Genomic DNA, 22,530 nt, shown 5'->3' on the forward strand with positions numbered 1-22,530 from the left:
GACGCGCGGGACCCGCGTCACGCGTCGGGAGGGTGCGTGGTGCGTGCGGGGCGTGCGGTGCGGGCGTGCGGTGCGGGGCGCTGGTGCGTACGGAGCGTGCGGTGCGTGGGGCGTGCGTGCGGGCGTACGTGGGGCGAGGCGCGCGGAGGCCGAGGGGTGCGGCCGCAGCAGGCGAGTCGGGCCCTGCCGCGAAGTTGCAGGATGAGTGCAAAAAATTGAGCTAGTTATCCATGTTTTTGCGAGTCAAAGGTTCCAATCATGTCACCGGTTTGTCAACGGTTCTCGCACGACGGGCGGGCTGTTGGCGCGTCCCGGTTGATTCACGGGGCAACGGGCGCCGGAAATAAGGGGGGTTGGGCTCTACGCGGCGTTCGGCGTCATGAGGGGACGCATCTCGGCCCGGGAGCTTCGACCGGAGCGGCGGTCCGGGAGCGGCGATCCGGGAGCCTCGACCGGATGACGGTCCGGGGGCTCGACCGGGGGCGCTGCCGGGGTGACGTGTTCACCCGACGTGACGCGCGGGCCCGTCGGGGCCCCGGACCGTCCTGCTTCAAGGACGACGGGCGGGGCGCACCGGGGCGGCGGGGGAGGGGGCTCGGAGCGACGAGGCTCGGGGCGACGAGGCTCGGAGCGGCGGCGGCTCGGAGCGACGAGGGTCGGGGCGACGGGGTGCGTCGGGTGTTGCCGCGGGGGATCTCGCGCGGTCAGTGCGAGGACGGGGCCGGCTCGTCCGCCCCTGCCTGGTCCGTTCCGTCGGCGGAATCGGCGTCCTCGTCCCTCAGCAGGGCCGACACCGCGTCGGTGAGCACCCGGCGGCGGTGGTCGCGGGAGTTCCTTTTGAGATGGCCCTGGAGCTCCGGAAACACGAAGGCCCACAGGAAGGACAGATGGAGCACCAGATTCAGCAGATCGGCCGGGCGGTATCGGGCGGGCAGGGTGCCGGCCACCTGGGCCTGGCGGATCTGCTCCAGTTCGTCGTGGATCGTGTCCGCCAGGACCTCGATCTGATCTGCCGCGACCGTCCGCTCCAGCCGGTACCAGGTGGCGAGCCGGGCGATCTGCGGGCTGTCCTCGTAGCGGTCGAAGAGCCGGCCCGCGTATCCGGGCAGATCGCCGACGTCGATGGGGACGGCGCTCGCCGTGCTGCTCACGATCGCGTCCATGACGGCGTCGAACAGGCGTTCCTTGCTGCCGAAGTAGTGGTAGATCTGGGCCTTGTTGCTCTGGGCGGCGGCGGCGATCCTGTCCACCCGCGCCCCCGCGATGCCGTACTCGGAGAACTCCTCGGCGGCGGCCTCCAGCAGTCGCCGCTGGGTGGCCTGAGCATCTCGTTTCATCCTCCCAGCGTAACCTACTAACCGGATGGATGACATGAAAGGTGCCCCCTTTCCCCTTGTCGGCGCCGGATAAGTCCTGGTGGGGGCGGCCCGTCGGGTGTCGGGTGGATGAGCGGCGCGCCAGAAGTGACTAACCATATAGTTACTTTCATGGTAAGCCCGGGGGGTCGCCCAGGCCCGGGAAGTCGCGGGAGCCGCGTGCGGATCGCCGGAGCGCGAAATCTTCGGCGGGACCGCCGTGCCGCCGGAGTCCTTTCGGTCCGTCTCGACCGTCCGGTCAGGAGGATGGAAGCATCGGGATTCTCTGATGTCAACTGTACGGTTAGTTGATTGAGAGATCGTTGACTGTCTCCGATGTGGTGTTCACCTGGCCTGTGTGCGGGGAGGTGGCCCCTGTCCCGCCGGGTGCGCTGAGTTCTACTAACTGGGTAGTTGACGCATTGGTGGATGCGCTGCTTCACTTCAACTATCCGGTTGGTCGACAGCGACCGACCGTCTGAGAAGGGGTTTCTCTGTCATGCGGAGGTTTACGGGCAAGGTGGCGCTGGTGACCGGCGCCGGGAGCGGTATCGGCGCGGCCACGGCGGAGCAACTGGCGCGGGAAGGCGCGGCGGTGGCTCTGGTGGGGCGTCGGCCGGGGGTGCTGAAGGAGGTCGCCGTTCGTATACGGGAGGCGGGCGGGCGCGCGCTGGAGATCCCGGCCGACGTCAGCGACGCGGAACAGGTCCGCGCGGCGGTCGAGGCGACGGTCACCGAGTGGGGAGCACTGCATCTCGCGGTGAACAACGCGGCGGTGTCGGGTGGCAACAGCGAACTGGTCGACCTCGGTGTGGAGGACTGGAACGCCACGGTCGCGGTCAACCTGTCGGCGGTCTTCTACGGGCTGAAGTACCAGATCCCCGCCATCACGGCCGCGGGCGGCGGGGCGATCGTGAATGTCTCCAGCGTCTATGGGGACCGGGGGCTCACCCACTACGCCGCCTACACCGCCAGCAAGCACGGCGTGCGTGGTCTGACGCGGTCGGCCGCCGTCGACTACGCGGAGCGCGGTGTGCGGATCAACGAACTCCAGCCCGGGGTGATCGCGACCCCGATGTCGGCCACCGATCCCGAGTCGACCCGCACGATCGAGCAGGGCATTCCCGCCCGGCGTGCCGGGCTGCCCGCCGAGACGGCCGAGGCGGTCTGCTTCCTTCTCTCGGACGCGGCGTCCTACATCACCGGGACGCACTTCTCCGTGGACGGCGGCCTCCTCGCCTGACCCCGGCCCCGCCGTCTCGCGGCCGTGGTTCCCGCCGCGGCCGTGGTTCCCGCCGGGCCCGGCCCGTTATCCCACCGGTTCGTGCCGCTACGGCCGTTCAGGTCCCCGTCGTGCCTCTCACATGCGTCCCATGTCCGTCCCACGTGCGTCCGTCCCGCTGTCCCCAACCGTCCGGAAAGGGCGATCCGTCATGTTCTCCTCCTGCACCTCCCCAGCCTCCCCCACGTCCACCGCTTCCTCCTCCACGTCCACCGCCACCGCTCCTTCCCCGGTCTCCTTCACCGGCGGTGTGGTCACCGGTCTGGATCCCGAGCTGCTCGACGCGCAGCGCGAGGCCAATCTCGTACTCGCCCAGATGCCCCAACCCGATGTGACCACCCCCGAGGGACTGGCCGTGCTGCGCGCGCTGACCTCGCCGGTTCAGCCCTCGTCCGCGCTGACCCCCGAGGACATCACCGTCCCCGGCCCCGGTGGCGATCTGCGGCTGCGGGTGTTCGTCCCCGACGGTCCCGTACGGGGGGTGTTCCTGCGTCTGCACGGCGGCGGCTGGGCGGCGGGCACCCCGGAGGACGACGAGTCGTTCAACGACCGGATCGCCCGCCACTGCCGGGTGGCCGTGGTGAGCCCGGAGTACCGGCTCGTCCCCGAGGCGGGCATCGCCGACCAGATCGAGGACTGCCTGGCCGCGGCCCGCTGGGCGGCCGCCCAGGCGCGCGACCGCTTCGGCACGGACAGCCTCCTCATCGGCGGCATCTCCGCGGGCGGCCATCTCGCCGCCACCGTCACCCTGCGCCTGCGCGACGCGGACGAGCCCGCCTTCGCCCTGCTCGACGGGGCGCTGCTCGACTGCGGCGCCTACGACCTGTCGTTCACCCCCAGCGTGCGCGCCGCGGACGACACCACCCTCGTCCTGCCGCGCACCTGGCTCGACGGGCTGACCGCCCTCGGCCTGCCCGGTCTGGACACCGCCGCCCGCAAGGACCCGGCCCTCTCCCCGCTCTACGCCGATCTGACCGGGCTGCCGCCCGCGCTGTTCACGGTCGGGGCGCTCGACCCCCTGCGCGACGACTCCGTCTTCCTGTCCGCGCTGTGGCGGCTCGCCGGGAACCGCGCCGACCTCGACATCTGGCCCGAGGCGGCCCATGCCTTCACCAACATGGGCACCCCGCTCGCCGAGGCCGCCTTCCGGCGCACGACGTCCTGGATCGACGCCCTCTACGACGGCGACGCACCCCGCCCCTGACAACTCCCGGGGCCCGCTCCTGACAACTCCCGGTGCCCGCCGCTGACAACTCCCGGGGCCGGACCGTCCCCGTGCCGGGGATCCCGTCCCCGTGCCGGGGATCAGGGGCGGCCCAGGGCGCGGTACTCCCAGCCCGCCGCGCGCCACTGCACCGGGTCGAGGGCATGGCGGCCGTCGACGATCCGGCGCCGGGCCACCACCGCGCCCATGGCCCGCGGGTCGATCTCGCGGAACTGGGACCACTCGGTGAGCAGCAGGACCACATCCGCGCCGGCGGCGGCGGTGATCGCGTCCGTCGCGTAGTCGAGTTCCGGGAAGGCGCGCCGGGCGTTCTCGACGGCCGCCGGGTCGACGACCGTGACCCGGGCGCCCGCCTGGTGGAGGGTTCTGGCGACGTCCAGCGCCGGGGCGTCGCGTATGTCGTCGGAGTCGGGCTTGAACGCCGCTCCCAGCGCGGTCACCCGGACGCCGGTGAGTTCACCGCCGGTCAGTTCGCGTACCAGGTCGACGGTACGGGCGCGGCGGCGCTGGTTGATGCCGTCCACCTCGCGCAGGAAGGCGACGGCCTGCCCGACGCCCAGTTCCTCGGCGCGGTGGGTGAAGGCCCTGATGTCCTTGGGCAGGCATCCGCCGCCGAAACCGAGCCCCGGCTTCAGGAACCGGCCGCCGATCCGGTCGTCGTACGCCAGGGCGGTGGCGAGACCCGTGACATCGGCGCCGGTGGCCTCGCAGACCTCCGCCATCGCGTTGATGTACGAGATCTTCGTGGCGAGGAAGGAGTTGGCCGCGACCTTGACCAGCTCCGCCGTCGGCAGATCGGTGACCACCACCGGGGTGTCCTGGGCGATGACCGGCGCGAAGGCGGCCCGGAGCTGCTGCTCGGCCCACTCCGATTCCGTGCCGAAGACCAGCCGGTCGGGCCTCAGGGTGTCCTCCACCGCATAGCCCTCGCGCAGGAACTCCGGGTTCCAGGCGAGTTCGACCTCCGCCCCGGCCGGGGCCACCCGCCGTACCAGCTCGGTCAGCCGGGCCGCGGTGCCCACCGGCACGGTGGACTTGCCGACCACCAGCGCGCGTCGGCGCAGATGCCGGGCGAGCGAGGTGACCGCGCTGTCGACATGGGTCAGGTCGGCCGCGTAGGAGCCCTGCTGCTGCGGGGTCCCCACACAGATGAAGTGGATGTCGCCGAACTCGGCGGCCTCCTCGGAACTCGTGGTGAAGCGGAGTCGGCCGGAGTCCAGGGCCTTGGCGAGCAGTTCCGGCAGACCGGGCTCGAAGAAGGGCACCTCGCCCGAGCGCAGCCGCTCGATCTTGACGGGGTCCACATCCACGCCCAGGACCTCGAAGCCCAGGACAGCCATGCAGATGGCGTGGGTGGCTCCGAGATAGCCGGTGCCGATGACGGTGAGACGGGGGGACGGGGTGGTCATGCTGGCCTCCAGGAGCGCGGGGACGGTCGGGTGAGCGGGGGGACGGTGGGGTGAGCGGGGTGAGCGCGGGGACGGGCGGGTGCGGCGGAGAAGGAGCGGACGCCGGTGCCGGGTACGCGCCGGTCAGGAGGCGCAGTCGACATTCGCGAGTCCCCGGGCGGCGCCGGTCACCTTGTTGTCGCAGGCGACCTTGTTGCCGTCCGAGGTGAGATGGAAGCCGTAGCCGGGCCCGTCCACCTGTGCGGTGTTGCCCCGGAAGGTGTTGCGGGTGCCCCAGCCCTTGATGATCTGATGGGTCTGGAAGCCGTCCTCCAGGGCATGGCGCCCGGTGTTGTCCTGGATCAGCCAGCCGTTGCCCTTCACATCGACCCAGGAGTCGCTGTGGGAGCCGCTCAGCTTCGAGCCGTCGAAGGTGTTGCCGACGACCTTGCCGCCGGTGGTGCCTTCCTTGATGTCGATGGACTCGGCCGTGGTGCCGCTGATGCGGTTGCCGATCACCGCGTTGCGGTCGCTCGCGTCCGGCCGGCAGTCGGTGACCGTGCACCAGTTGGACTTGGCGGTGCCGATGTAGACGCCCTCGCCGAAGTTGTCCTTGCGCAGCCCGGTGGAGCGGACGGTGTTGTCCCTGACCACGTTGTCGGAGCTGAAGTTGCGCAGATGGATGGCCTCGTCACCGATCTGTTCGACGGTGAGGCCCTGGATGACCGCTCCCTGTACCCGGTCCGCCATCACGCCCTTCTGGCCGTTGCGCACGGTGAAGCCGACCAGCCGCCAGTAGCCCGCGCCGTCGAGGTGGAGGGCGTAACCGCCCTTGACGCCGTCGCCGTCGATGACCGCGCCGGGGCCCCCGCACAGGAACACGGGCCGCTCGGCGGTCCCGGGGGTCTTCGCGGTGAACTCCCCCCGGTAGACCCCGTCGGACAGGAGGATGCTGTCCCCGGGCCGCGCCTGGTCGAGTGCCTCCTCCAGGGAGCGGGCGTCGTTCACCGTGACCGAGGCGGGCGGGCACTGGACCTGCCCCGAGGGCGCGGGGGAGGCCGCGCCACCCGTGCCGGGGGAGGCGGCGGGGTCGTCGGTGACCACCGGGTCGGGCTCGGCCGGGTCGGGGGGCAGGCTGCCGGGCCGGGTGGAATAGGTGGCGTTGGGTCCCGCCGTGGTGGCCCCGGCGCTCACCTCGCCCCCCGGGCCGTCGTCGCCCCCGGTGAGGGCCACGGCGAGGGCGACCAGGGCGACCACGAGCGCGGCCCCGGAGAGCCAGACGGCCGGTCCGCCGGACAGCCAGGTCCTGTGGGGCGGCTGCGGTGGGTCCGGCGGCCCGGCCGGCGGCGGGGCCTGGGGCGGGGGCGGCGTGGATGACATCGTCGGTGACTCCGGCTTCGCGGTGACGTGGTGGGCACGGGGGCTCGATGGGCCCGGAGCCCCGGGGGGACGGGGACCCGAGTACGGGGGCGGGCCCCGAGAGGGACGGGGCGGGCGGAACGCGGACCCGACAGGGCCGGGACCCCGGCCGGACCCCGGCCCCGGGCGGGACCAGGTGCGGCCCCGCCGGGACCGGTCACGGCCCCGGCGGACCGGTCGCTAGGTGGGACCGGGGCCGGCCGTCATCGCCGGAACCCGGTGGCGCCCCCTCGGCCTGGTCGCGTCGGCCTCCGTACCCACCTCCGTGGCGGGTGCGCTGGGCAGCGGCTTCTTGTCGGCGTACGGATGGACACCCAGCGCCTCCACACCGCCGCGCCGGTTGCCGCGCCGGGCGCCGAGCAGCGCGGAGACCAGGATGAGCAGCAGGATGGAGACCCAGAGCAGGGTCATCGGACTGGCGTAGTGGCGGAACTTCACCCAGAAGGCGCTGGTGTCGTGCCAGGCGAACGTCTGGTTCTCCTTCACCGTGACCTTGCCGTGCGCCCGGCTGGTGTCCAGCGCGCTCGGCCCGACCCCGGCGACCACGTTGTACGAGACGGTGGACTTGTCGATGGCGCCCACCAGGGAGATGCCGTGGTTCGTGGCGTCCTGCACGGTGTTGCCGCGGACCTCGGCCTGCGAGTCGCGCACATAGACACCCGTTTCCGTGCCCTCGACGATATTGCCGGTGACGGTGGCCGCCGACACCCCGTCGCGCACCGAGATCCCCTGCCGTGTCTGGCCGGTGAGACGGTTGCCGGTGATGGCCACCTTGGTGGCGTCCTCGCGGGCCACGATGCCCATGTCGCCGCCGTCGACCTCGTTGTTCTGCACGCCGACGTTCACACCGCCGAAGACCTCGATGCCGTACCGGCCGTTGTCGCGCGCGGTGCTGTCCGACACCGAGTTGGAGCCGTAGCTGCTGATGGACTCACCGGAGGCGGAGGGACCGCCGGCCAGTGGGCGGCCGCTGAGCGTGAAGCCGTTGCCGCCGTTGGACAGCGCCTTGGAACCGGTGACCCGGACCTGCTGGGTGGCGCGGGACAGGACGAAGCCGTCGCCGCCGTTGCCCTGGGAGACGGTGCGGTCGACGACCACATTGGTGACACCGCGGTGCAGCACCACCCCGTCCTCCAGGCTGTTGCTGACCCGCGTCCTGATGATGTTGGCTCCGGTGGCGCCGGAGAGGAACAGTCCGAACAGGTTGCCCGTGATGGTCGAGTTGGTGATCTCGGCGGACACATAGGACAGATCGGGTACCGAGAACCGGCTGTCCGGCGCCGCCAGTTCACCCGCGGGCTGGGCGATCACCCCGCCCGCGTGGGGCGTCTGCTCCGACTCCCGCTCCGCCTTGTCGTCGGCCTCCGCCAGTTCGCGCCGGTTGAGGTCCTGGTCGCCGTCCGCGTACTTGATGTTGCCGGTGTCGGGCCGGTCGGTGCCGGTGAGGCTGAGACCGCCGGTGCGTCCGCTCCAGAACCCCAGATCGGAGACCTGGGCATGGGTCATGGAGAACTGGCCGCCGATGGCGCGCACATAGGCCCGCCCGTCCCGTACGTCCGTGTCGGGCTTGTTGGCGCTGGGGTCCCAGCTGCTGATCCGCATCGGCGCCTGCGGGGTGCCCTCCAGGGTGAGCCGGCCGCCGAACGAGACGATGGAGACAAAGCCCCTGCTGTTGCTCGCCAGCCGCAGTGTCAGTCCGCCGGGGCTGGACAGCTTCAGCTTCGCCCCGGCGAGCAGATAGATGTTCTCGGTCAGCAGGTACGAGCCGTCGCGCTTGCTGCGGACGAAGGTCTGCGGGGCGAACCTGAGCAGGTCGGAGACGCCGTACGGCTGGGTGCGCGGGGTGAACACCAGCGTGTATCCGCCCGCGGTCTCCAGCCGGTAGGGCCGGGTCCACTTCTTGCCCTTGAGCGGGGCCACGGCGGCCACCGCGCGCACCTGGTCGAGCCGGTGGTCCTCCGCGGCGACGAGCGCCGTCTCGTTCTCCGCGTCCTCGGCGGTGGTGACCGGCCGGCCGTCCTTCCCGTCCCCGCCGTCGCCGGGCGCGGCGAAGGCCGCGGGCGCCGGGGCACCGAGGAAGAGGGCCAGGGCGAGGGGCAGTACGGTCATGAGCCGCGCGGTACGCGGGCTCCGCCGGGCGAACCGTCCGTACCCGCCCGCGCCGTGCTCATATCTGTGCTGATCAGTCATCTCTGGGCCACCCCTGCCCGGGACACCGCGTCGGAGGAACCCGCGTCGGCCGAAGCCTGGCCGGGCACGGAGGCCGCGCCGGGGACCGCGCCCGCACGCTCCGACCCCAGCAGGGACGCGGCGTCCTGCCCCTGGCCGCCCACGCTGGTGCTGGTGCGGGTCAGCCAGCCCTGCTTGTTCATGGTGAGGAAGGCGTACAGCTTGATCGGCAGCGAGATCATGATGACCACCAGCGCCAGCAGCGGCAGCAGGAACAGGTCCTGCGGATACCGGCGCAGATGGGAGTAGCCGCGGATGCCGCGGCCCGCGACGAGCCAGATCACGACGAGCAGCACACCGCGCCCGTTCAGCTCCAGCCGGCTGAAGAGCAGATAGCCCAGCGCCATGCCCATCGTCACCGGCGTCAGCAGGATCTGGAGCACGGTGATCTTGGTGACCAGGGGGACCCGCCACAGCCAGCCCTTGTAGAGGGCGGTCAGATAGCAGCGGTAGGAGTTCCGGCTCCAGCGCACCCGCTGCTTGACGAAGGCGGAGAACGACGACGGGAACATCGACAGCGCCCGCGCGGAGGACTGGTGCACGGTCCTGTATCCGGAGGCCAGCACCAGCCAGGTCAGCCGGCCGTCGTCGCCGGCGACACAGCGGCGGCCGAGGAAGAACTCGTTCTCCAGGTTCTCCAGCACCGGCTCGACCGCCGAGCGCCGGTACGCCGCCGTACGGCCGGACAGACACGCCACCGCGCCCGCGCGGCCCATGGCCGGAACGTAGTCGTAGTAGCGGAGGTTGACCAGCCAGTCGGCCACCCGCCGCCAGACGCTGGTGCCCCGGAGGTAGACGTTCTGCTGGGTGCCGACGCCGCCGACCTCGGGGTCCACGAACGGCATCTGGACCGCGGCCAGCAGCCCCGGCTGCCAGCGGGTGTCCGAGTCGACCAGGACGACGAGTTCGCTCGTCGCCGCCCGGATGCCCACCCCCAGCGCCGACCGCTTGCCGCGGTGCTCGAACGCGAGCACCCGCACCCGGGGGTCCTCCACCTGCGCCAGCCTGCGCAGTACCTCCGTGTCCTCCACGTCCGGCACGATGATGATCTCGGCCGGGTCCTGGTTCAGCCAGGTCTCCAGACAGTCCATCAGGATGTCCGGGTCCTCCCGGTAGGCCGGGACCACCACCGAGACCGTGGTGCGGTAGTCGTTCACCACCGGCCGGGCGAAACGGGAGAGCACCGCCCGGTAGAGCCACAGGGCCCACACGAAGGCACCGGCGAGGCCGAGCGGCATCACCTCGCGCCACGAGGTCTCGCCCGCCGCCGTGACGATCCACGACCATATCTCGTCGAAAAAGCCCGACACCTAACCCGGCCCCCCACCCCACATGGCTACTGACGTTTTGGTCAGCTATGCGCGTGACGCGCAACTGTACGAGAAAATGTAGGGCCAGTGTGAGTGTCTCTTCACACCGGAAACGCAGGATTCACTCACTCTTCTCCGTAAACCCCCACACCTCGGTCACCGTTGGTGAGCGTGGCACCGGGGAAACCGGGTCCGGATTCCGCCCGTCGGGGCCTCAGGCGACCTCGTCGAGGCCGGGCACCGGCGGCATCGCGGTCTCCGGCAGGACCAGCGGCTGCTCGGTCCAGATGCACTTCCCCGTGGCGGTGTACCGGGTGCCCCAGTGCTCGGAGAGCGCGGCGACCATCTGGAGGCCCCGGCCGCCCTCGTCGGTCTCGGTGGCACGCCGGATGCGGGGGGTGGTGGGGCTGCCGTCGTAGACCTCGCAGACCAGTGTCGTGCTGTGCAGCAGACGCAGCCGTACGGGGCCCCTGGCGTGCCGCACCACATTGGCGATCAGCTCGCTGACCAGCAGCTCGGTGGTCGCCGCGAGGTCCTCCAGATCCCAGGCGGCGAGCTGTTCGCCGACGAACTTCCGGGCGGTGCCCGCCGACTGCGGGTCGTCGGGCAGGGACCAGGTGGCGACGTCGTCGGGGGCCAGCCGGTGGGCGCGTACGACGAGCAGCGCCGTGTCGTCGGCGTTCTGCTGGTCGGCGGGGAGCAGATCGGAGGTGAGGGCGTCACAGAGGGTGTCCAGATCCGCGCCCGGCCGGTCGCCCAGGAGTTCGGCGAGCCGGGACATCCCGGCGTCGATGTCACGGCAGGCGGATTCGACCAGACCGTCGGTGTAGAAGACGAGGAGCCCGTCCTCGGGCACCGCCAGTTCCACGGTCTCGAAGGGCGGTTCGGCCACCCCGAGCGGCGGATCGGGGGCCGACGCGGGGAAGGACACGGTGCCGTCCGGGCCGACGACGGCGGGCGGCGGATGGCCGGCGCGGGCGAAGGTGCAGATACCGCTGGTGGGGTCGTACACCGCGTAGAGGCAGGTGGCGAAGGAGTCGTCGCCGAGCCCGGAGATCAGGTCGTTGAGATGGTTCAGGATCTCGTCGGGCGGCAGTTCGAGGTCGGTGAGGGTCCGTACGGCGGTGCGCAGCCGCCCCATGGTGACCGCCTCCGGCAGCCCGTGCCCCATGACATCGCCGATGACGAGGGCGACGCGGCAGCCGGAGACCGGTATGACGTCGTACCAGTCGCCGCCGACGTCCATGCTCTGCCCCGCGGGCAGATAGCGGGCCGCGGCGGTGACGGCGGGCAGCGACGGCAGCGCCCGTGGCAGCAGCGTGCGCTGGAGCTGCTGGGCCCGGCTGTGCTCGGCGTCGTACAGCCGGGCCCGTTCCAGCGCGTGCGAGACCAGACCGCTGACCGCCATCAGCAGCGTCTGTTCCTCGTCGGTGAAGTGGTGCGGCTGGTCGAAGGCGATCACACAGACGCCGATCGCCCGCCCGGAGACGATCAGCGGCAGGAACGCCCAGGCCTGCTTGCCGATCGCGTCGGGCCGCTCGGCGTGCTCCGGGTAGGTCCGTACGTACTCCTCCACCGAGGCGCAGAACCAGGGGGCACGGGTGCGCAGACGGTCGGCGCCCGGGGATCTCTGCGATGTGGAGGAGCCGTCGACCTTGTCGAGGAACGCCTTCGGATAGCCGACGCTTCCGACGATCCACATCCGGTCGTCCTCGTTGACCTGGATGATCAGCCCGGAGGCGCCGAACGGCGGCAGCACCCCCTGGGCGACGGCGTCGGTCACGTCCTGGGTGGTGATCGCCTCGGCCAGGCCGGCGGTCAGCTCCTGGATCCGGGTCGCCCGCTCGGCGGCCTGCCGCTCGGCCGTCGCCCGGTCCACCTCGCGCTGTCTGCGGTCCGTGATGTCGGCGAAGTAGCAGGCCAGACCGTCCGGGACGGGGACGAGCCGGATATGGAACCAGCGGCCGGTGTCCGGCCACTCCGCGTCGAACCCGATGGCCGTCGTGCCCGCGGCGGTCTCGCGGCAGCGGGACTCCAGGCCGGGGACCCGGCGTACCACCGGCAGCTCCCACAGCACCGTGCCGACCAGCCGGCGGGAGGAGGAGCCGAGCAGCCGCTCCGCCTCCACATTGACGAAGGTGATCCGCCAGGCGCCGTCCACGGACAGGAATCCGTCGCTCATGAAGCGCAGGGCGCGGCGGATGGCGTCCCGCCCGATGCCCGACTCGGTGCTGTCCCACGCCGTGCCCACGACGCGGTACGGCCGTCCGTTCCCGTCCGACTCCGCGCGCCCCCGGACATGGGCCCACATGAGGCTTCCGTCGTCGGGGCGGCGTACCCGGTACTCCAGGTCGATCAGGCCGGAGGTGCTCACGGCCTGGTTCCACTCGTTGGCCACCCAGGGCTGGTCGTCCGGATGGATGATGCTCATCCAGGTCTCGGTCCTGCCGTCGTAGGTGTCCGGATCGATACCGAACATCTCCAGAAGGGATTCGTCGACCTGGAGGAGCCCGGTGGGCGCGTGCAGCTCCCAGGAGCCGACGCGGGTCGCCCTGAGGACGTCCTGCGCCCCCGACACGTCCTCCACCCCCGGCCCGCCCGGGGTGGAGGGCGTGTCGGGGGTGGACTGCCCTTCCGCCGCGTTCCGTTCCGCCGCGTTCTGGGGCGACGGCAGATCCGGTGCCCCGGGTCCGCGCGGGTCCGGTGCCCCCGGTATGGAGAGGGCCTCGGGCGCGCCCTCCGCACCCGTGACGTCGTGCGCCCCCGGCACGGCCTGCTGATCCGGGGGCGTGGCGACGGGTTTCTCGGCGCGTCGGAGGCGTTCGGCGGCCCAGTCCGCGACGGCCCGCAGCGTGTCCCGCTGTACGGCGGTCGGCTCGGCCGGGGCGGTCGTCACCACGGAGAGCGCTCCGAAGGGTCCGTTCCGGGACATGAGGGGTACGGACACCATCCCCGTACCGGGCCCCGCGGGGTCGGGCAGCCAGAGGGTGACGGCCTTGCGCACGGCCAGGACCGGGGCCTCGGGCGCGCCGTCAGCGATCCCGTCCCACGACCGGGTGAACGTCCGGGGCAGCCCGCTGGCGGCCACCAGATACATGCGCTGGGGATTGGCCGACCCACGGACATGGACCACCCCGCCGAGGCCGTTCAGCTCCGCGACCGCCTGCTGTAGAGCGAGCCGCAGCACCTCGGTCTCCGGAAGAACGGCGTCCACGGCATTCAGCAAAGCCAGCCGCTCGTTCATATGCACCCATCATATACAAATAGGGTGAGAACCGTGCTTGTGGGTCCATGGTGTCCCCAGTCCCGCGCGCGCACCACTCCTCTTCCGCCCACTGCCTGTCGGCCGAGGTCAGCGGGGTGATTTCGCCCGGTCCGGCCGACCCGGCCAGGCCGGGCGGGCCCGCGCGGCCTGGCCTTCGGGCACCCGCCCTTCCGGCACCGCCCTTCCGGCACCGCCCTTCCGGCACCCGGCCGGGGTCGGTGCCGACCAGGGGCGGGGTCGAGCAGGGTCGGGGCCGACCAGGGCCTCGGCCCAGGGCCCTGTCCTAGCTGATCAGCTCCCGGCCCGACTGCACGGCGTCGGTGCTGCCCTTGACGACGCCCTTGGCGGCGTCCACCTTCTTGTTCACCTTGTCGCCGATGACTCCCTCCACCACCGGGCCGGCCTCTCCACCCACGGCCGACGCGGTCTTGGCCGTGCCGCTCAGGGTGGTGCCGAGATCGGCCGCCTGGGCGGCCGAGGGGACGAGGGCGGAGAGGAGGGCGGAGCCCGCCGCGGCGGCGAGGAGAAAACGATGCGTGTTCATGATCGGTACAACGCGCGCGTGCTCCGGAGGGCACGCGGATGGCGGACAGCGGGCGGTGCCCACCCTTCTGAGCTGGATGGTTTCCGATGGATACCAATGGCCCTTGCGGGAAACCACAGGGCCCCTCCTAGCGTGGACATGTGGACACGAACGCGAAGAAGAACACGAACACGAACCGCCAGGACGCCGGCACGGGTACGGCCACGGATACGGTCACGGGCCCGGCCAGGGATACGGCCACGGGTACGGGCCCGGCCAGGGGCGCGACGATGCCCGCCGTCGCGTACCGCGCGAGCCTGCCCGTCGACGATCCCCGCAGCCTGGAGGACATCGAGCTGCCCGTGCCGGAGCCCGGCCCGCGCGATCTGCTCGTCCGGGTGGAGGCCGTCGCGCTCAATCCGGTGGACTACAAGATCCGTCAGAACGTCGACCCCGGCGGTGAGCCCAAGGTCCTCGGCTGGGACGCGGCCGGTACGGTCGTCGCGGTCGGTGACGAGGTGGAGCTGTTCCGGGTCGGGGACGAGGTCTACTACGCCGGCGCGCTCGACCGCCCCGGGGCCAACTCCCGCTTCCACGCGGTGGACGAGCGTCTGGTCGGTCCCAAGCCCGCCACCCTCGGCTTCACCGAGGCCGCCGCGCTCCCGCTGACCGCGCTCACCGCGTGGGAGGGGCTCTTCGACCGGATGGGCCTGCGCACCGGCGCCCTGGAGCAGACCGGGGCGCTGCTGGTCACGGCGGCGTCGGGCGGGGTCGGCTCGATGGTCGTACAGCTCACCCGGGCGCTCACCAGTCTCACGGTGATCGGTACCGCCTCGCGGCCGGAGACGGTCGCGTTCGCCCGCACCATGGGCGCCCACCAGGTGATCAACCACCATGAGCCGCTCGTCGGGCAGATCGAGGCGGTGGCGCCGGACGGGATCGACTACATCTTCGGTACGACGGCCACCGACCGGAACATCACGGCGTACGCCGAGGTGCTCAAGCCCTTCGGACACATCGTCTCGATCGACGACTACGCGTCGCTGGACATCGGCGTGCTCAAGCGGAAGAGCGTGTCCTTCCACTGGGAGTTCATGTTCACCCGCTCGATGTTCCGCACCCCCGACCGGCACATGCAGCATCACATCCTCACGCAGATCGCCCGGCTCGTGGACCAGGGAGCGCTCAGGACCACCGCCCACCGTGACCTCGGCCCCGTCAACGCGGCCAACCTGCGCGAGGCCCACCGGATCCAGGAGTCGGGCACCGCGATCGGCAAGATCACCCTCACCGGCTTCTGACCCTCACCGGCCTCTGCCCCGCCGCCCCGTCCTCCCCTCGCCTCACTTCGCCTCACGTCGCCTCACCTCGTCTCACCGCGTCTCACTTCGCGTCGGCGTACCGCTACTTGGCGTCGGAGTACCGCTCCACCGTCGCCGTCGTGAACGGGAACCGCACCGGCGTCTCCCCGAAGGCGATCCGCCCGGCCAGCTCACCGGCCGCGCGGATCGCCGCCGCCACCTCCTCGGACTCCTCCTGCGGACAGTGCACGATCACCTCGTCGTGCTGGAAGAAGACCAGCTCCGCCCGCATCCCGGCGGTCGCCCGGCGCAGCGCCGCCAGCATCAGCAGGGCCCAGTCGGCCGCGCTGCCCTGGACGACGAAGTTACGGGTGAAACGGCCGCGCGCCCGGCCGTCCGAGGACGCGTATCCCGGGGTGAACTCACCGCCGCCGCCCGCCGTGTCCTCCGCTCCCCGTCCCGTCCGTCCCGGCCCCTGCCCCGCTCCCGCCGGGGTCTCCTGCGGGATCCCTGCCTCGCCGTCGTCCTCCGCCCCGGCCGCCCGGGGGCTCGTGCGGCCCAGCCACGTCCGTACGAGCCTGCCCTCCTCGCCCGCCCGCGCGGCGTCGTCCACATACGCCACGGCCAGCGGGAACCTCCGGCGCAGCGCGGCCAGGTTCTTCAGCCCGTCGCCGGAGGTCTGTCCGTAGACCGCCCCCAGCAGCGCGAGCTTCGCATGGGCGCGGTCGCCGGAGAAGGCGCGGTCGGAGAGCGCCGTGTACAGATCGCCGTCGTGGGCGGCGACCTCCATCAGCCCCGGATCACGGGAGATCGCGGCCAGCACCCGGGGCTCCATCTGATCGGCGTCCGCCACCACCAGCCGCCAGCCCTCGTCCGCCACGACCGCGCGCCGGATCACCCGGGGGATCTGGAGCGCCCCGCCGCCATTGGTCGTCCAGCGGCCCGAGACCGTACCGCCCGGCAGATACTCCGGCCGGAACCGGCCGTCCCGCACCCAGTCCTGGAGCCAGCTCCAGCCGTGCGCCGTCCAGATGCGGTAGAGCTTCTTGTACTGGATGAGCGGCTCCACCGCCGGATGGTCGATCTCCTCCAGCTCCCAGCGCCGCGTCGACCGGACCGCGATACCGGCCTGGGCGAAGGCCTTCACCACATCCGCCGGCAGATCCGGCCGCACCCGTCGTCCGAACGCCCGCGACACCTCGTCCGCCAGCTCGGCCAGCCGCCTGGGCTCTCCTCCGCCCGCATAGCGCTCGCCGAGCAGCTCACCCAGCACCTCCCGGTGCACATCGGCCCGCCAGGGCAGCCCCGCCCGGTGCATCTCGGCGGCGACCAGCATCCCCGCCGACTCGGACGCCGTGAGCAGCCGCATCCGGCCGGGGTGCTCGGCGGCCAGATGTCTGCGCTGCTGTTCCGCGTACACATCGAGCAGCGCCTCGAACGGGATCTCCGCCCCCGCCTGCGGCTCGAACAGCGAGGACTGCGAGCCCGGCTCCGCCGAGCGCGCCGGCGGATCGGGCGGCACCGGCCCGTTCCGCAGCCGGGCCCAGGCCGCCGCGGCCGAGCGGGGCTCCCCGAGCCGCCCCTCATGGCCGAGCAGCAGCAGCTCCGCCGCCTCGATGTCGTAGCACCGCTCGATCCGCACCCCCGCCGCGAGCAGCCGCGGATACACCTCGGCGGTGGACCGCCACACCCACCGCCCCGCCTCGGGCAGCCGTGCGCGCACCGCCGCCACGAGATCGGGCTCGCGCAGCACGGGCCCCGCCGCCCGGCCGTCCTCGCCCAGCGGAGCCAGCAGCGCACCGCCGCCGTCCGCCGGTGCCAGAGCCCATCTCCCGGTCATACGCCGAGTCTCGCAGCCGGGTACGACATCGCCCCGGCACAGACACCGGCACGGACAGCGGCAGGGACACCGGCACGGACAGCGGCACGGACAGCGGCACGGGCGTCCGCGTGAAGGCCCTCCACCGCGCGCGCCGCTCGGCGGGCGGGCCGGAGCGTACGACGGGAGGATCGGACATACGGCCATGACCACGGCCCGCACGGAGGCCCGCGCGGAAGGGGTGCTGACATGCAAGCGGCTGTGTTCGAGACGTTCGGCGGCCCGGACGTCCTGCGCACCAGGAACGTCGACGAACCGCACGCCGGTCCCGGCGAGGTCCGGGTGACGGTCCGGGCGGCCGGCGTCAACCCGATGGACTGCAAGATCCGCCACGGATGGATGGAACCGCTCTTCACCACCCGGCTGCCCGCCATCCCCGGCCTGGAATTCGCCGGAGTGGTGGACGAGACGGGGGAGGGCGTCACCGGTCTCGCGGTCGGCGACGACGTGGTGGGGTGGACCGCCACCGGCGCCTACGCGCAGTACGCCCTCGCCGAGACCGTCGTCCCCAAGCCCCCCTCCCTGGGCTGGGAGGAGGCCGCGGCCCTGCCCGTCGCGGGCGAGACGGCCCGCCGGGTGCTCGACCAGCTCGCGGTGCACAGGGGCGAGACCCTGCTGGTCCACGGCGCGGCGGGCGGGGTCGGCTCCGTCGCCGTACAGCTCGCGGTCGCACGGGGCGCCACCGTGATCGGCACGGCGTCTCCCCCCAACCACGACTACCTCCGCTCGCTGGGCGCGGTCCCCGTGGCCTATGGCGAGGGCCTGGTCGAGCGCGTGCGCGCGGCGGCGCCCCGGGGGGTGGACGCGGTCTTCGACGTGGCCGGCCGAGGGGCGCTGCCGGACTCGATCGAGCTGCGCGGCGGCACGACGGACCGGATCATCACCATCGCCGACCCGCACGCGGCCGACCACGGGGTCGCCTTCTCCTCCGGCGTCACCGCGCCCGGCAGGAAGCACGCCGCCCTGGCCGAGAACGTCCGGCTGGCGGCGCGGGGCGGGCTGCGTCTGCGGATCGCCAGGACCTTTCCGCTCACGGAGGCGGCGAAGGCGCAGGAGACGAGCGAGAAGGGCCATGCGCGCGGAAAACTGGTGATCACGCCCTGAGTTCCGGAACGGCCGACGTGGCACGGCGCTCTCCTCTCGTGCACCATGGGTTGCTTTCCGTAACCTTTGATGTCCGAGAGTAACGATGCCCACTGACAGTGGACCGGCGCACGGCGTCTCCGACCCCGGCCGGTCCTGGCTGCCCCTGACCCGTATGCCGCTTCCCCACAAGCCGGAGGCGGCCCCCAGGGCGCGCCGCCATACCCGCGAGGTGCTCACGCTGCGCAGGGTGGACGCCGAGCTGACCGCCACCGTCGAACTGGCGGTGAGCGAACTCGTCACCAACGCGGTGCGCCACGGCCTCTGTCTGTGCGGCTGCACCCGGGGCCCGGTCTCCCTCGCCATCCTGCGCACGGAGAAGCGGCTGCGCGTCGAGGTCGCCGACCCGTCCCGGACGCCCCCGCGATGGCCCGCCGGGACCGGGTCGGCCGGCCAGGACGCCTGGGATCTGGCGGAGGGCCGCGGCCTGCTGCTGGTCACGGCCCTGGCGGCGGACTGGGGCGACCACGCGGGCCCGGTACGGGGAAAGGTGGTGTGGTGCGAGTTCACCGGCTGCTAGCCGGCCCCCGGGCCGCCACCGGTCTCCAGGGCGCGGACCACCCGCGCCGGGCCGCCCACCGCCAGCACCCCCGCCGGGAGGTCCTTCGTCACCACCGATCCCGCGCCCACCACCGTGTTCTCGCCGATCGTCACCCCCGGACAGACGATCACCCCGCCGCCCAGCCAGACGTTGTCGCCGATCGTCACCGGAGCGGCACGCTCCCAGCCCGCGCGACGGCGCTCCGCGTCCAGCTCGTGGGCCGGGGTGAGCAGTTGTACGTTCGGACCGATCTGGACGTCGGAGCCGATGGTGATCGGGGCCGCGTCCAGGAAGACCGCGTTGAAGTTGACGAACGTACGGGCGCCGATGCTGATGTACGCGCCGTAGTCGCAGTGGAACGGCGGACGGATCCGCACGTCCTCACCCACCGAACCGAGCAGCTCCGCGAGTATCCTGGCGCGCTCGTCCGGCGCGGCGCCGCCGTTCGCGTTGTAGGCCGCGCAGAGCGCGAAGCGGCGCTCGGTGTCCGCGCCGAGCTCCTCGTCGTCCGGGATGTACCACTCCCCGGCCAGCATGCGCCGTTTGTTCTCGCCCATGGATTCCTCTCCCACGCCGGACGTGCCTCGCAGACAGCCACGGTAGCCCTGCGGTCCCGCCAGGGAGTTCGATATCCACAGCCTGTGGACAGAGCGGTCCGCCCCGGCCGGGCACCGGGCGCACCTGGGATCATCGGGAGCATGAGTGACACCGATGCGGACGGCGGGGGCGCCCGGACCGTCGAGCGGGCCCTGCGCGCCGTGCTCTCCACCGGGAGCGGGAAGCCGGGCGACGGGCTCGACACCGCTGCCTCGCTCCTCGCCGCCGACCCGGCGGCCGACGCCGAGCTGCGCCTGCGGGGCCTCGGCTTCCTGAGGCTGGCCTGGGAGCGCGGCTGGCAGCCCGCCGATGTGGCGCGGCTCGTGCGGCGCGACCTCGCCGGTCCGCATCTGCGGCTGCTCGCCGAGCTGACGGCGGCGGAGGCGCGGCGGTACGACCGGCTGGCGCCACGCTGGGCCGCGCAGCTCGCGGAACTCGCGGAACTCGACGGGGAGGCGGGCTCCCGGCCCCACCGGGCGGACCGCTTCTCGTACGCCACCGCCGTGCTGGAGCTGTATCTGCTGCTCGTACGGCTCCCCGCGATCGAGCCGGTGGGGCCCGTGCCCGGTACGCCCGTCCATCTGCCGGCGGCGGAGGGGGAGCCGCGCATGCTCACCCGGATCAGGGCGCTGCTCGCCAAGGCCGAGGCGACCGGCTATCCGCAGGAGGCGGAGGCGCTCACCGCCAAGGCGCAGGAGCTGATGGCGCGGCACAGCATCGACGAGGCGGTCCTCGCCGACCGGACCCACCGGGGCGATGTGCCGGGCGCCTGCCGGATCGGGGTGGACGCCCCGTACGAGACGGCGAAGGCGATCCTGCTCGACGCCGTCGCCTCGGCGAACCGCTGTCGCGCCGTCTGGAACAGCGCGTACGGTTTCTCGACGGTCGTCGGGTTCGAACCCGACCTGGAGGCCGTCGAACTGCTCCACACCTCCCTGCTGGTGCAGGGGACGGCGGCGATGACCCGGGCGGAGGCCGAGCAGCGGGCGGGAGGACGCAAGCGGACGAAGACGTTCCGTCAGTCGTTCCTGATGGCGTACGCCCACCGTGTCGGTGAACGCCTGGCCGAGGCGACGGCGCGGACGACGGAAGAGGCGACCGGGACCACCGGGGGCATGGACGGCGGCGCGCTGCTGCCGGTGCTCGCCGCCCGGGACGTCGCGGTGGCCGACCGTACGGACCGGATGTTCCCGCAGACGGTGGCGACCCGGGTCCGGGGGGTGACGGACGCCGAGGGCTGGCGCCACGGGACCTCGGCGGCGGACGCGGCACGCGTCCCGGGAGGCCGCAGACCACAGGTGCGCGGCGGCACGGCACCTCGCTGAAGCCGCGTGCTGCCCGGCGCGCGCTGCCGGGGCGACGGTACGCGTACCGGTGGAAGGCCGACGGCAGGGCGGTCTCCGGAGCCACCGCGTCCTGTTACACCGTGTCCGCCTCGCTCGCCGGGAAGAAGCTCACGGCCAAGGTGACCGCCCAAGGTCACCGCCCACCGCGGCGGGCACACCAGCGGCTCGGCGCTCAGCGGGGCGACGGGCGCCGTCGCCCGCTGATCCCTCCGCACCACCCCACCACCCCACCACCCGGTGAACAGACTCGGCCGGCCCTGTCACAGGGCCGGCCGAGCTGTGGCACGGGGCGTGCCGCCGGGCGGACCGGCGCACGGGGTGTGCCGAGGCGCACCGCGGGATCTCGAACCTCCGGGCCAGGGTCTCGTGTTCTCGTGGGGCCAGAGGCCCAGGGCCCTACGACCCCGGCAGATCCGTAGGCAGATCCGTGGGGAGGTCCGTGGGGAGGTCCGTCGGCAGTCCCTCGGGCAGCGCCCCGCCCTCGGTCTTGGCCAGCGTGTCCTTCTTGCCCTTGTCCCAGGCGATCACCAGCGTCTTGCCGTCGTTGGACTCGATCGACCCCATCGTGCGGTCGGTGTTCCCGTCGGCGCAGGTGAGGGAGAACATCGGCTCGCCCATGTCCTCCACCGAGCCCTGGCAGACATGGCTGTCGGCGACGAGCGCGACCTTGCCGCCCTTCACCGACAGCGCGACGGCCTTGCCGTCGGTCAGCCCGGCCCAGGTGCCCTCGACACCGCTCGCGGCGTCCCCGCCGGAGCCCGCCGTGTCCGAGCCGGGGTCCGAACCGCCGGCCGTCGCGCTCGGCGCGCCGGTGGCCTTGTCGTTGCCGGAGCCACCGCCGCTGTCACCGCCGCAGCCCGTGAGCGCGAGTGCGAGTGCGGCGACGAGGCCGGCCGTGGTGGCGCTGGTGCGTACGAGCTTCTGCACGTTCGAGTCCCCCTTGTACGGTTTCCGGACCGCGCCAAGCTACCAGGACGACTTGCGCACCCCGGGGAGGTATCCGGCGTGTGCCTGGGCGCGCAGCCGGACCCGCGACAGCCCGAACTTCCGCAGATGTCCGCGCGGCCGGCCGTCCACACTGTCCCGGTTGCGCACCCGGGTGGCACTCGCGTCGCGCGGCTGACGTCGCAACTCCCGCCAGGCCTCGGCCCGTTGCTCCTCGGAGGTGCCGGGGTGCCGCAGGATCTCCTTGAGTTCGGCGCGCCGCGCGGCATACCGCTCGACGATCACCTTCCGCCGCTCATTGCGGACGATCTTGCTCTTCTTGGCCATCAGACCTTCACCCCCCGGGCACGGATACGGGCGACGGCGGCCTCGACGCCGATGGTGTCGACGGTCTTGATCGCCTTCGCACTGAGCGTCAGCCGTACATACCGGCCCTCGCTCGGCAGCCAGTACCGCTTGCGCTGGATGTTGGGGTCGAAACGGCGGGGGCTGCGCCGGTGAGAGTGGGAGATCCGGCGGCCGAATCCGGGCTCGGCGCCGGTGAGCTGGCAGTGGGCGGACAAGGTCACACACCGTTCTCTTTGGTAATGGGAATCATTTCCATATACTAGCCCCATGGCACGCAACGAACTACGACCGGTCATCAGGCTCCGGTCCACGGCCGGTACCGGATTCACCTATGTGACCCGCAAGAACCGCCGCAACGACCCCGACCGCATGACGCTCCGCAAGTACGACCCGCTCGTCCGTCGGCACGTCGACTTCCGTGAGGAGCGCTGACC

At 72.3% G+C, this 22,530-nt stretch carries 19 protein-coding genes; 7 read left to right on the top strand and 12 right to left on the bottom strand.

From position 1 onward, the window contains the following. Positions 1 to 704 precede the first annotated feature (704 nt). Positions 705 to 1,337 carry a TetR family transcriptional regulator gene (locus ACFYYH_RS09090; protein WP_388547892.1) on the bottom strand — a complete coding sequence of 211 codons (633 nt, stop codon included), beginning with the start codon at positions 1,335 to 1,337 and terminating at the stop codon, positions 705 to 707. 517 nt (positions 1,338 to 1,854) lie between these two features. On the opposite strand from ACFYYH_RS09090, the gene ACFYYH_RS09095 reads away from it, so the two are divergent. Further along, a complete protein-coding gene (locus tag ACFYYH_RS09095) occupies positions 1,855 to 2,598 on the top strand; it encodes an SDR family NAD(P)-dependent oxidoreductase (protein ID WP_388547894.1) in 744 nt (247 codons plus the stop codon). A gap of 190 nt (positions 2,599 to 2,788) precedes the next feature. Continuing rightward, entirely contained in the window at positions 2,789 to 3,841 is a 1,053-nt protein-coding gene (locus ACFYYH_RS09100) for an alpha/beta hydrolase (RefSeq protein WP_388547896.1), read from the top strand. A 101-nt stretch (positions 3,842 to 3,942) separates the two neighbouring features. On the opposite strand, the gene ACFYYH_RS09105 is transcribed toward ACFYYH_RS09100, so the two are convergent. The 6 genes from ACFYYH_RS09105 to ACFYYH_RS09130 all read right to left on the bottom strand — a co-directional run bounded on the left by ACFYYH_RS09105 (position 3,943) and on the right by ACFYYH_RS09130 (position 14,017). Next, the gene (locus ACFYYH_RS09105; RefSeq protein WP_388547898.1) at positions 3,943 to 5,271 is read right to left on the bottom strand and encodes a UDP-glucose dehydrogenase family protein; all 1,329 of its coding nucleotides are present in this window, start codon (positions 5,269 to 5,271) and stop codon (positions 3,943 to 3,945) included. A gap of 123 nt (positions 5,272 to 5,394) precedes the next feature. After that, positions 5,395 to 6,630 carry a hypothetical protein gene (locus tag ACFYYH_RS09110; protein WP_388547900.1) on the bottom strand — a complete coding sequence of 412 codons (1,236 nt, stop codon included), beginning with the start codon at positions 6,628 to 6,630 and terminating at the stop codon, positions 5,395 to 5,397. 219 nt (positions 6,631 to 6,849) lie between these two features. Further along, a complete protein-coding gene (locus ACFYYH_RS09115; protein WP_388547903.1) occupies positions 6,850 to 8,859 on the bottom strand; it encodes a right-handed parallel beta-helix repeat-containing protein in 2,010 nt (669 codons plus the stop codon). After that, the gene (locus tag ACFYYH_RS09120) at positions 8,856 to 10,208 is read right to left on the bottom strand and encodes a glycosyltransferase family 2 protein (RefSeq protein ID WP_388547905.1); all 1,353 of its coding nucleotides are present in this window, start codon (positions 10,206 to 10,208) and stop codon (positions 8,856 to 8,858) included. Before ACFYYH_RS09120 ends, ACFYYH_RS09115 begins: the two co-directional genes overlap by 4 nt. A 214-nt stretch (positions 10,209 to 10,422) precedes the next feature. Next, the gene (locus tag ACFYYH_RS09125) at positions 10,423 to 13,452 is read right to left on the bottom strand and encodes a SpoIIE family protein phosphatase (protein WP_388547908.1); all 3,030 of its coding nucleotides are present in this window, start codon (positions 13,450 to 13,452) and stop codon (positions 10,423 to 10,425) included. 304 nt (positions 13,453 to 13,756) lie between these two features. Further along, positions 13,757 to 14,017 carry a hypothetical protein gene (locus ACFYYH_RS09130; RefSeq protein WP_388547911.1) on the bottom strand — a complete coding sequence of 87 codons (261 nt, stop codon included), beginning with the start codon at positions 14,015 to 14,017 and terminating at the stop codon, positions 13,757 to 13,759. 269 nt (positions 14,018 to 14,286) lie between these two features. On the opposite strand from ACFYYH_RS09130, the gene ACFYYH_RS09135 reads away from it, so the two are divergent. Further along, entirely contained in the window at positions 14,287 to 15,297 is a 1,011-nt protein-coding gene (locus tag ACFYYH_RS09135; protein ID WP_388548118.1) for a zinc-binding alcohol dehydrogenase family protein, read from the top strand. 103 nt (positions 15,298 to 15,400) lie between these two features. On the opposite strand, the gene ACFYYH_RS09140 is transcribed toward ACFYYH_RS09135, so the two are convergent. Further along, a complete protein-coding gene (locus ACFYYH_RS09140) occupies positions 15,401 to 17,137 on the bottom strand; it encodes a bifunctional 3'-5' exonuclease/DNA polymerase (RefSeq protein ID WP_388547913.1) in 1,737 nt (578 codons plus the stop codon). 228 nt (positions 17,138 to 17,365) lie between these two features. On the opposite strand from ACFYYH_RS09140, the gene ACFYYH_RS09145 reads away from it, so the two are divergent. Next, a complete protein-coding gene (locus ACFYYH_RS09145) occupies positions 17,366 to 18,280 on the top strand; it encodes an NADP-dependent oxidoreductase (protein ID WP_388547915.1) in 915 nt (304 codons plus the stop codon). 85 nt (positions 18,281 to 18,365) lie between these two features. Continuing rightward, a complete protein-coding gene (locus ACFYYH_RS09150) occupies positions 18,366 to 18,839 on the top strand; it encodes an ATP-binding protein (protein ID WP_388547917.1) in 474 nt (157 codons plus the stop codon). On the opposite strand, the gene ACFYYH_RS09155 is transcribed toward ACFYYH_RS09150, so the two are convergent. After that, positions 18,836 to 19,417 carry a sugar O-acetyltransferase gene (locus ACFYYH_RS09155; protein WP_388547920.1) on the bottom strand — a complete coding sequence of 194 codons (582 nt, stop codon included), beginning with the start codon at positions 19,415 to 19,417 and terminating at the stop codon, positions 18,836 to 18,838. The genes ACFYYH_RS09150 and ACFYYH_RS09155 overlap by 4 nt on opposite strands. Before the next feature lie 141 nt (positions 19,418 to 19,558). Between ACFYYH_RS09155 and ACFYYH_RS09160 the strand changes: the two genes are divergently transcribed. Then, positions 19,559 to 20,782, top strand: a complete 1,224-nt coding sequence (locus tag ACFYYH_RS09160; protein WP_388547923.1) for a DUF2786 domain-containing protein — start codon at positions 19,559 to 19,561, stop codon at positions 20,780 to 20,782. 417 nt (positions 20,783 to 21,199) lie between these two features. Here ACFYYH_RS09160 and ACFYYH_RS09165 read toward each other — a convergent pair whose 3' ends face one another. The 3 genes from ACFYYH_RS09165 to rpmB are packed head-to-tail and all read right to left on the bottom strand — an operon-like array spanning position 21,200 to position 22,311. After that, positions 21,200 to 21,730 carry a hypothetical protein gene (locus ACFYYH_RS09165; protein WP_388547925.1) on the bottom strand — a complete coding sequence of 177 codons (531 nt, stop codon included), beginning with the start codon at positions 21,728 to 21,730 and terminating at the stop codon, positions 21,200 to 21,202. Between the two features lie 39 nt (positions 21,731 to 21,769). Beyond that, entirely contained in the window at positions 21,770 to 22,075 is a 306-nt protein-coding gene (gene rpsN / locus ACFYYH_RS09170; protein ID WP_388547928.1) for a 30S ribosomal protein S14, read from the bottom strand. Next, positions 22,075 to 22,311: a 50S ribosomal protein L28 gene (gene rpmB, locus ACFYYH_RS09175; RefSeq protein WP_388548120.1), complete on the bottom strand. Its 237-nt coding sequence runs from the start codon at positions 22,309 to 22,311 to the stop codon at positions 22,075 to 22,077. Before rpmB ends, rpsN begins: the two co-directional genes overlap by 1 nt. Before the next feature lie 52 nt (positions 22,312 to 22,363). Here rpmB and rpmG point away from each other — a divergent pair, with 52 nt between their 5' ends. Beyond that, complete coding sequence (gene rpmG, locus ACFYYH_RS09180; protein WP_388547930.1) at positions 22,364 to 22,528, top strand: 50S ribosomal protein L33; 165 nt, start codon at positions 22,364 to 22,366, stop codon at positions 22,526 to 22,528. Positions 22,529 to 22,530: the final 2 nt, after the last annotated feature.

It is taken from the genome of Streptomyces sp. NPDC002018, from assembly GCF_042890865.1.
Classification (GTDB): domain Bacteria; phylum Actinomycetota; class Actinomycetes; order Streptomycetales; family Streptomycetaceae; genus Streptomyces.

Excerpts from the sequence above, each read along its gene's own strand:
- ACFYYH_RS09090 (WP_388547892.1), bottom strand. The coding sequence starts at position 1,337 with ATGAAACGAGATGCTCAGGCCACCCAGCGGCGACTGCTGGAGGCCGCC.
- ACFYYH_RS09095 (WP_388547894.1), top strand. The coding sequence starts at position 1,855 with ATGCGGAGGTTTACGGGCAAGGTGGCGCTGGTGACCGGCGCCGGGAGC.
- ACFYYH_RS09100 (WP_388547896.1), top strand. The coding sequence starts at position 2,789 with ATGTTCTCCTCCTGCACCTCCCCAGCCTCCCCCACGTCCACCGCTTCC.
- ACFYYH_RS09105 (WP_388547898.1), bottom strand. The coding sequence starts at position 5,271 with ATGACCACCCCGTCCCCCCGTCTCACCGTCATCGGCACCGGCTATCTC.
- ACFYYH_RS09110 (WP_388547900.1), bottom strand. The coding sequence starts at position 6,630 with ATGTCATCCACGCCGCCCCCGCCCCAGGCCCCGCCGCCGGCCGGGCCG.
- ACFYYH_RS09115 (WP_388547903.1), bottom strand. The coding sequence starts at position 8,859 with ATGACTGATCAGCACAGATATGAGCACGGCGCGGGCGGGTACGGACGG.
- ACFYYH_RS09125 (WP_388547908.1), bottom strand. The coding sequence starts at position 13,452 with ATGAACGAGCGGCTGGCTTTGCTGAATGCCGTGGACGCCGTTCTTCCG.
- ACFYYH_RS09130 (WP_388547911.1), bottom strand. The coding sequence starts at position 14,017 with ATGAACACGCATCGTTTTCTCCTCGCCGCCGCGGCGGGCTCCGCCCTC.
- ACFYYH_RS09135 (WP_388548118.1), top strand. The coding sequence starts at position 14,287 with ATGCCCGCCGTCGCGTACCGCGCGAGCCTGCCCGTCGACGATCCCCGC.
- ACFYYH_RS09140 (WP_388547913.1), bottom strand. The coding sequence starts at position 17,137 with ATGACCGGGAGATGGGCTCTGGCACCGGCGGACGGCGGCGGTGCGCTG.
- ACFYYH_RS09145 (WP_388547915.1), top strand. The coding sequence starts at position 17,366 with ATGCAAGCGGCTGTGTTCGAGACGTTCGGCGGCCCGGACGTCCTGCGC.
- ACFYYH_RS09150 (WP_388547917.1), top strand. The coding sequence starts at position 18,366 with ATGCCCACTGACAGTGGACCGGCGCACGGCGTCTCCGACCCCGGCCGG.
- ACFYYH_RS09155 (WP_388547920.1), bottom strand. The coding sequence starts at position 19,417 with ATGGGCGAGAACAAACGGCGCATGCTGGCCGGGGAGTGGTACATCCCG.
- ACFYYH_RS09160 (WP_388547923.1), top strand. The coding sequence starts at position 19,559 with ATGAGTGACACCGATGCGGACGGCGGGGGCGCCCGGACCGTCGAGCGG.
- rpsN (WP_388547928.1), bottom strand. The coding sequence starts at position 22,075 with ATGGCCAAGAAGAGCAAGATCGTCCGCAATGAGCGGCGGAAGGTGATC.
- rpmG (WP_388547930.1), top strand. The coding sequence starts at position 22,364 with ATGGCACGCAACGAACTACGACCGGTCATCAGGCTCCGGTCCACGGCC.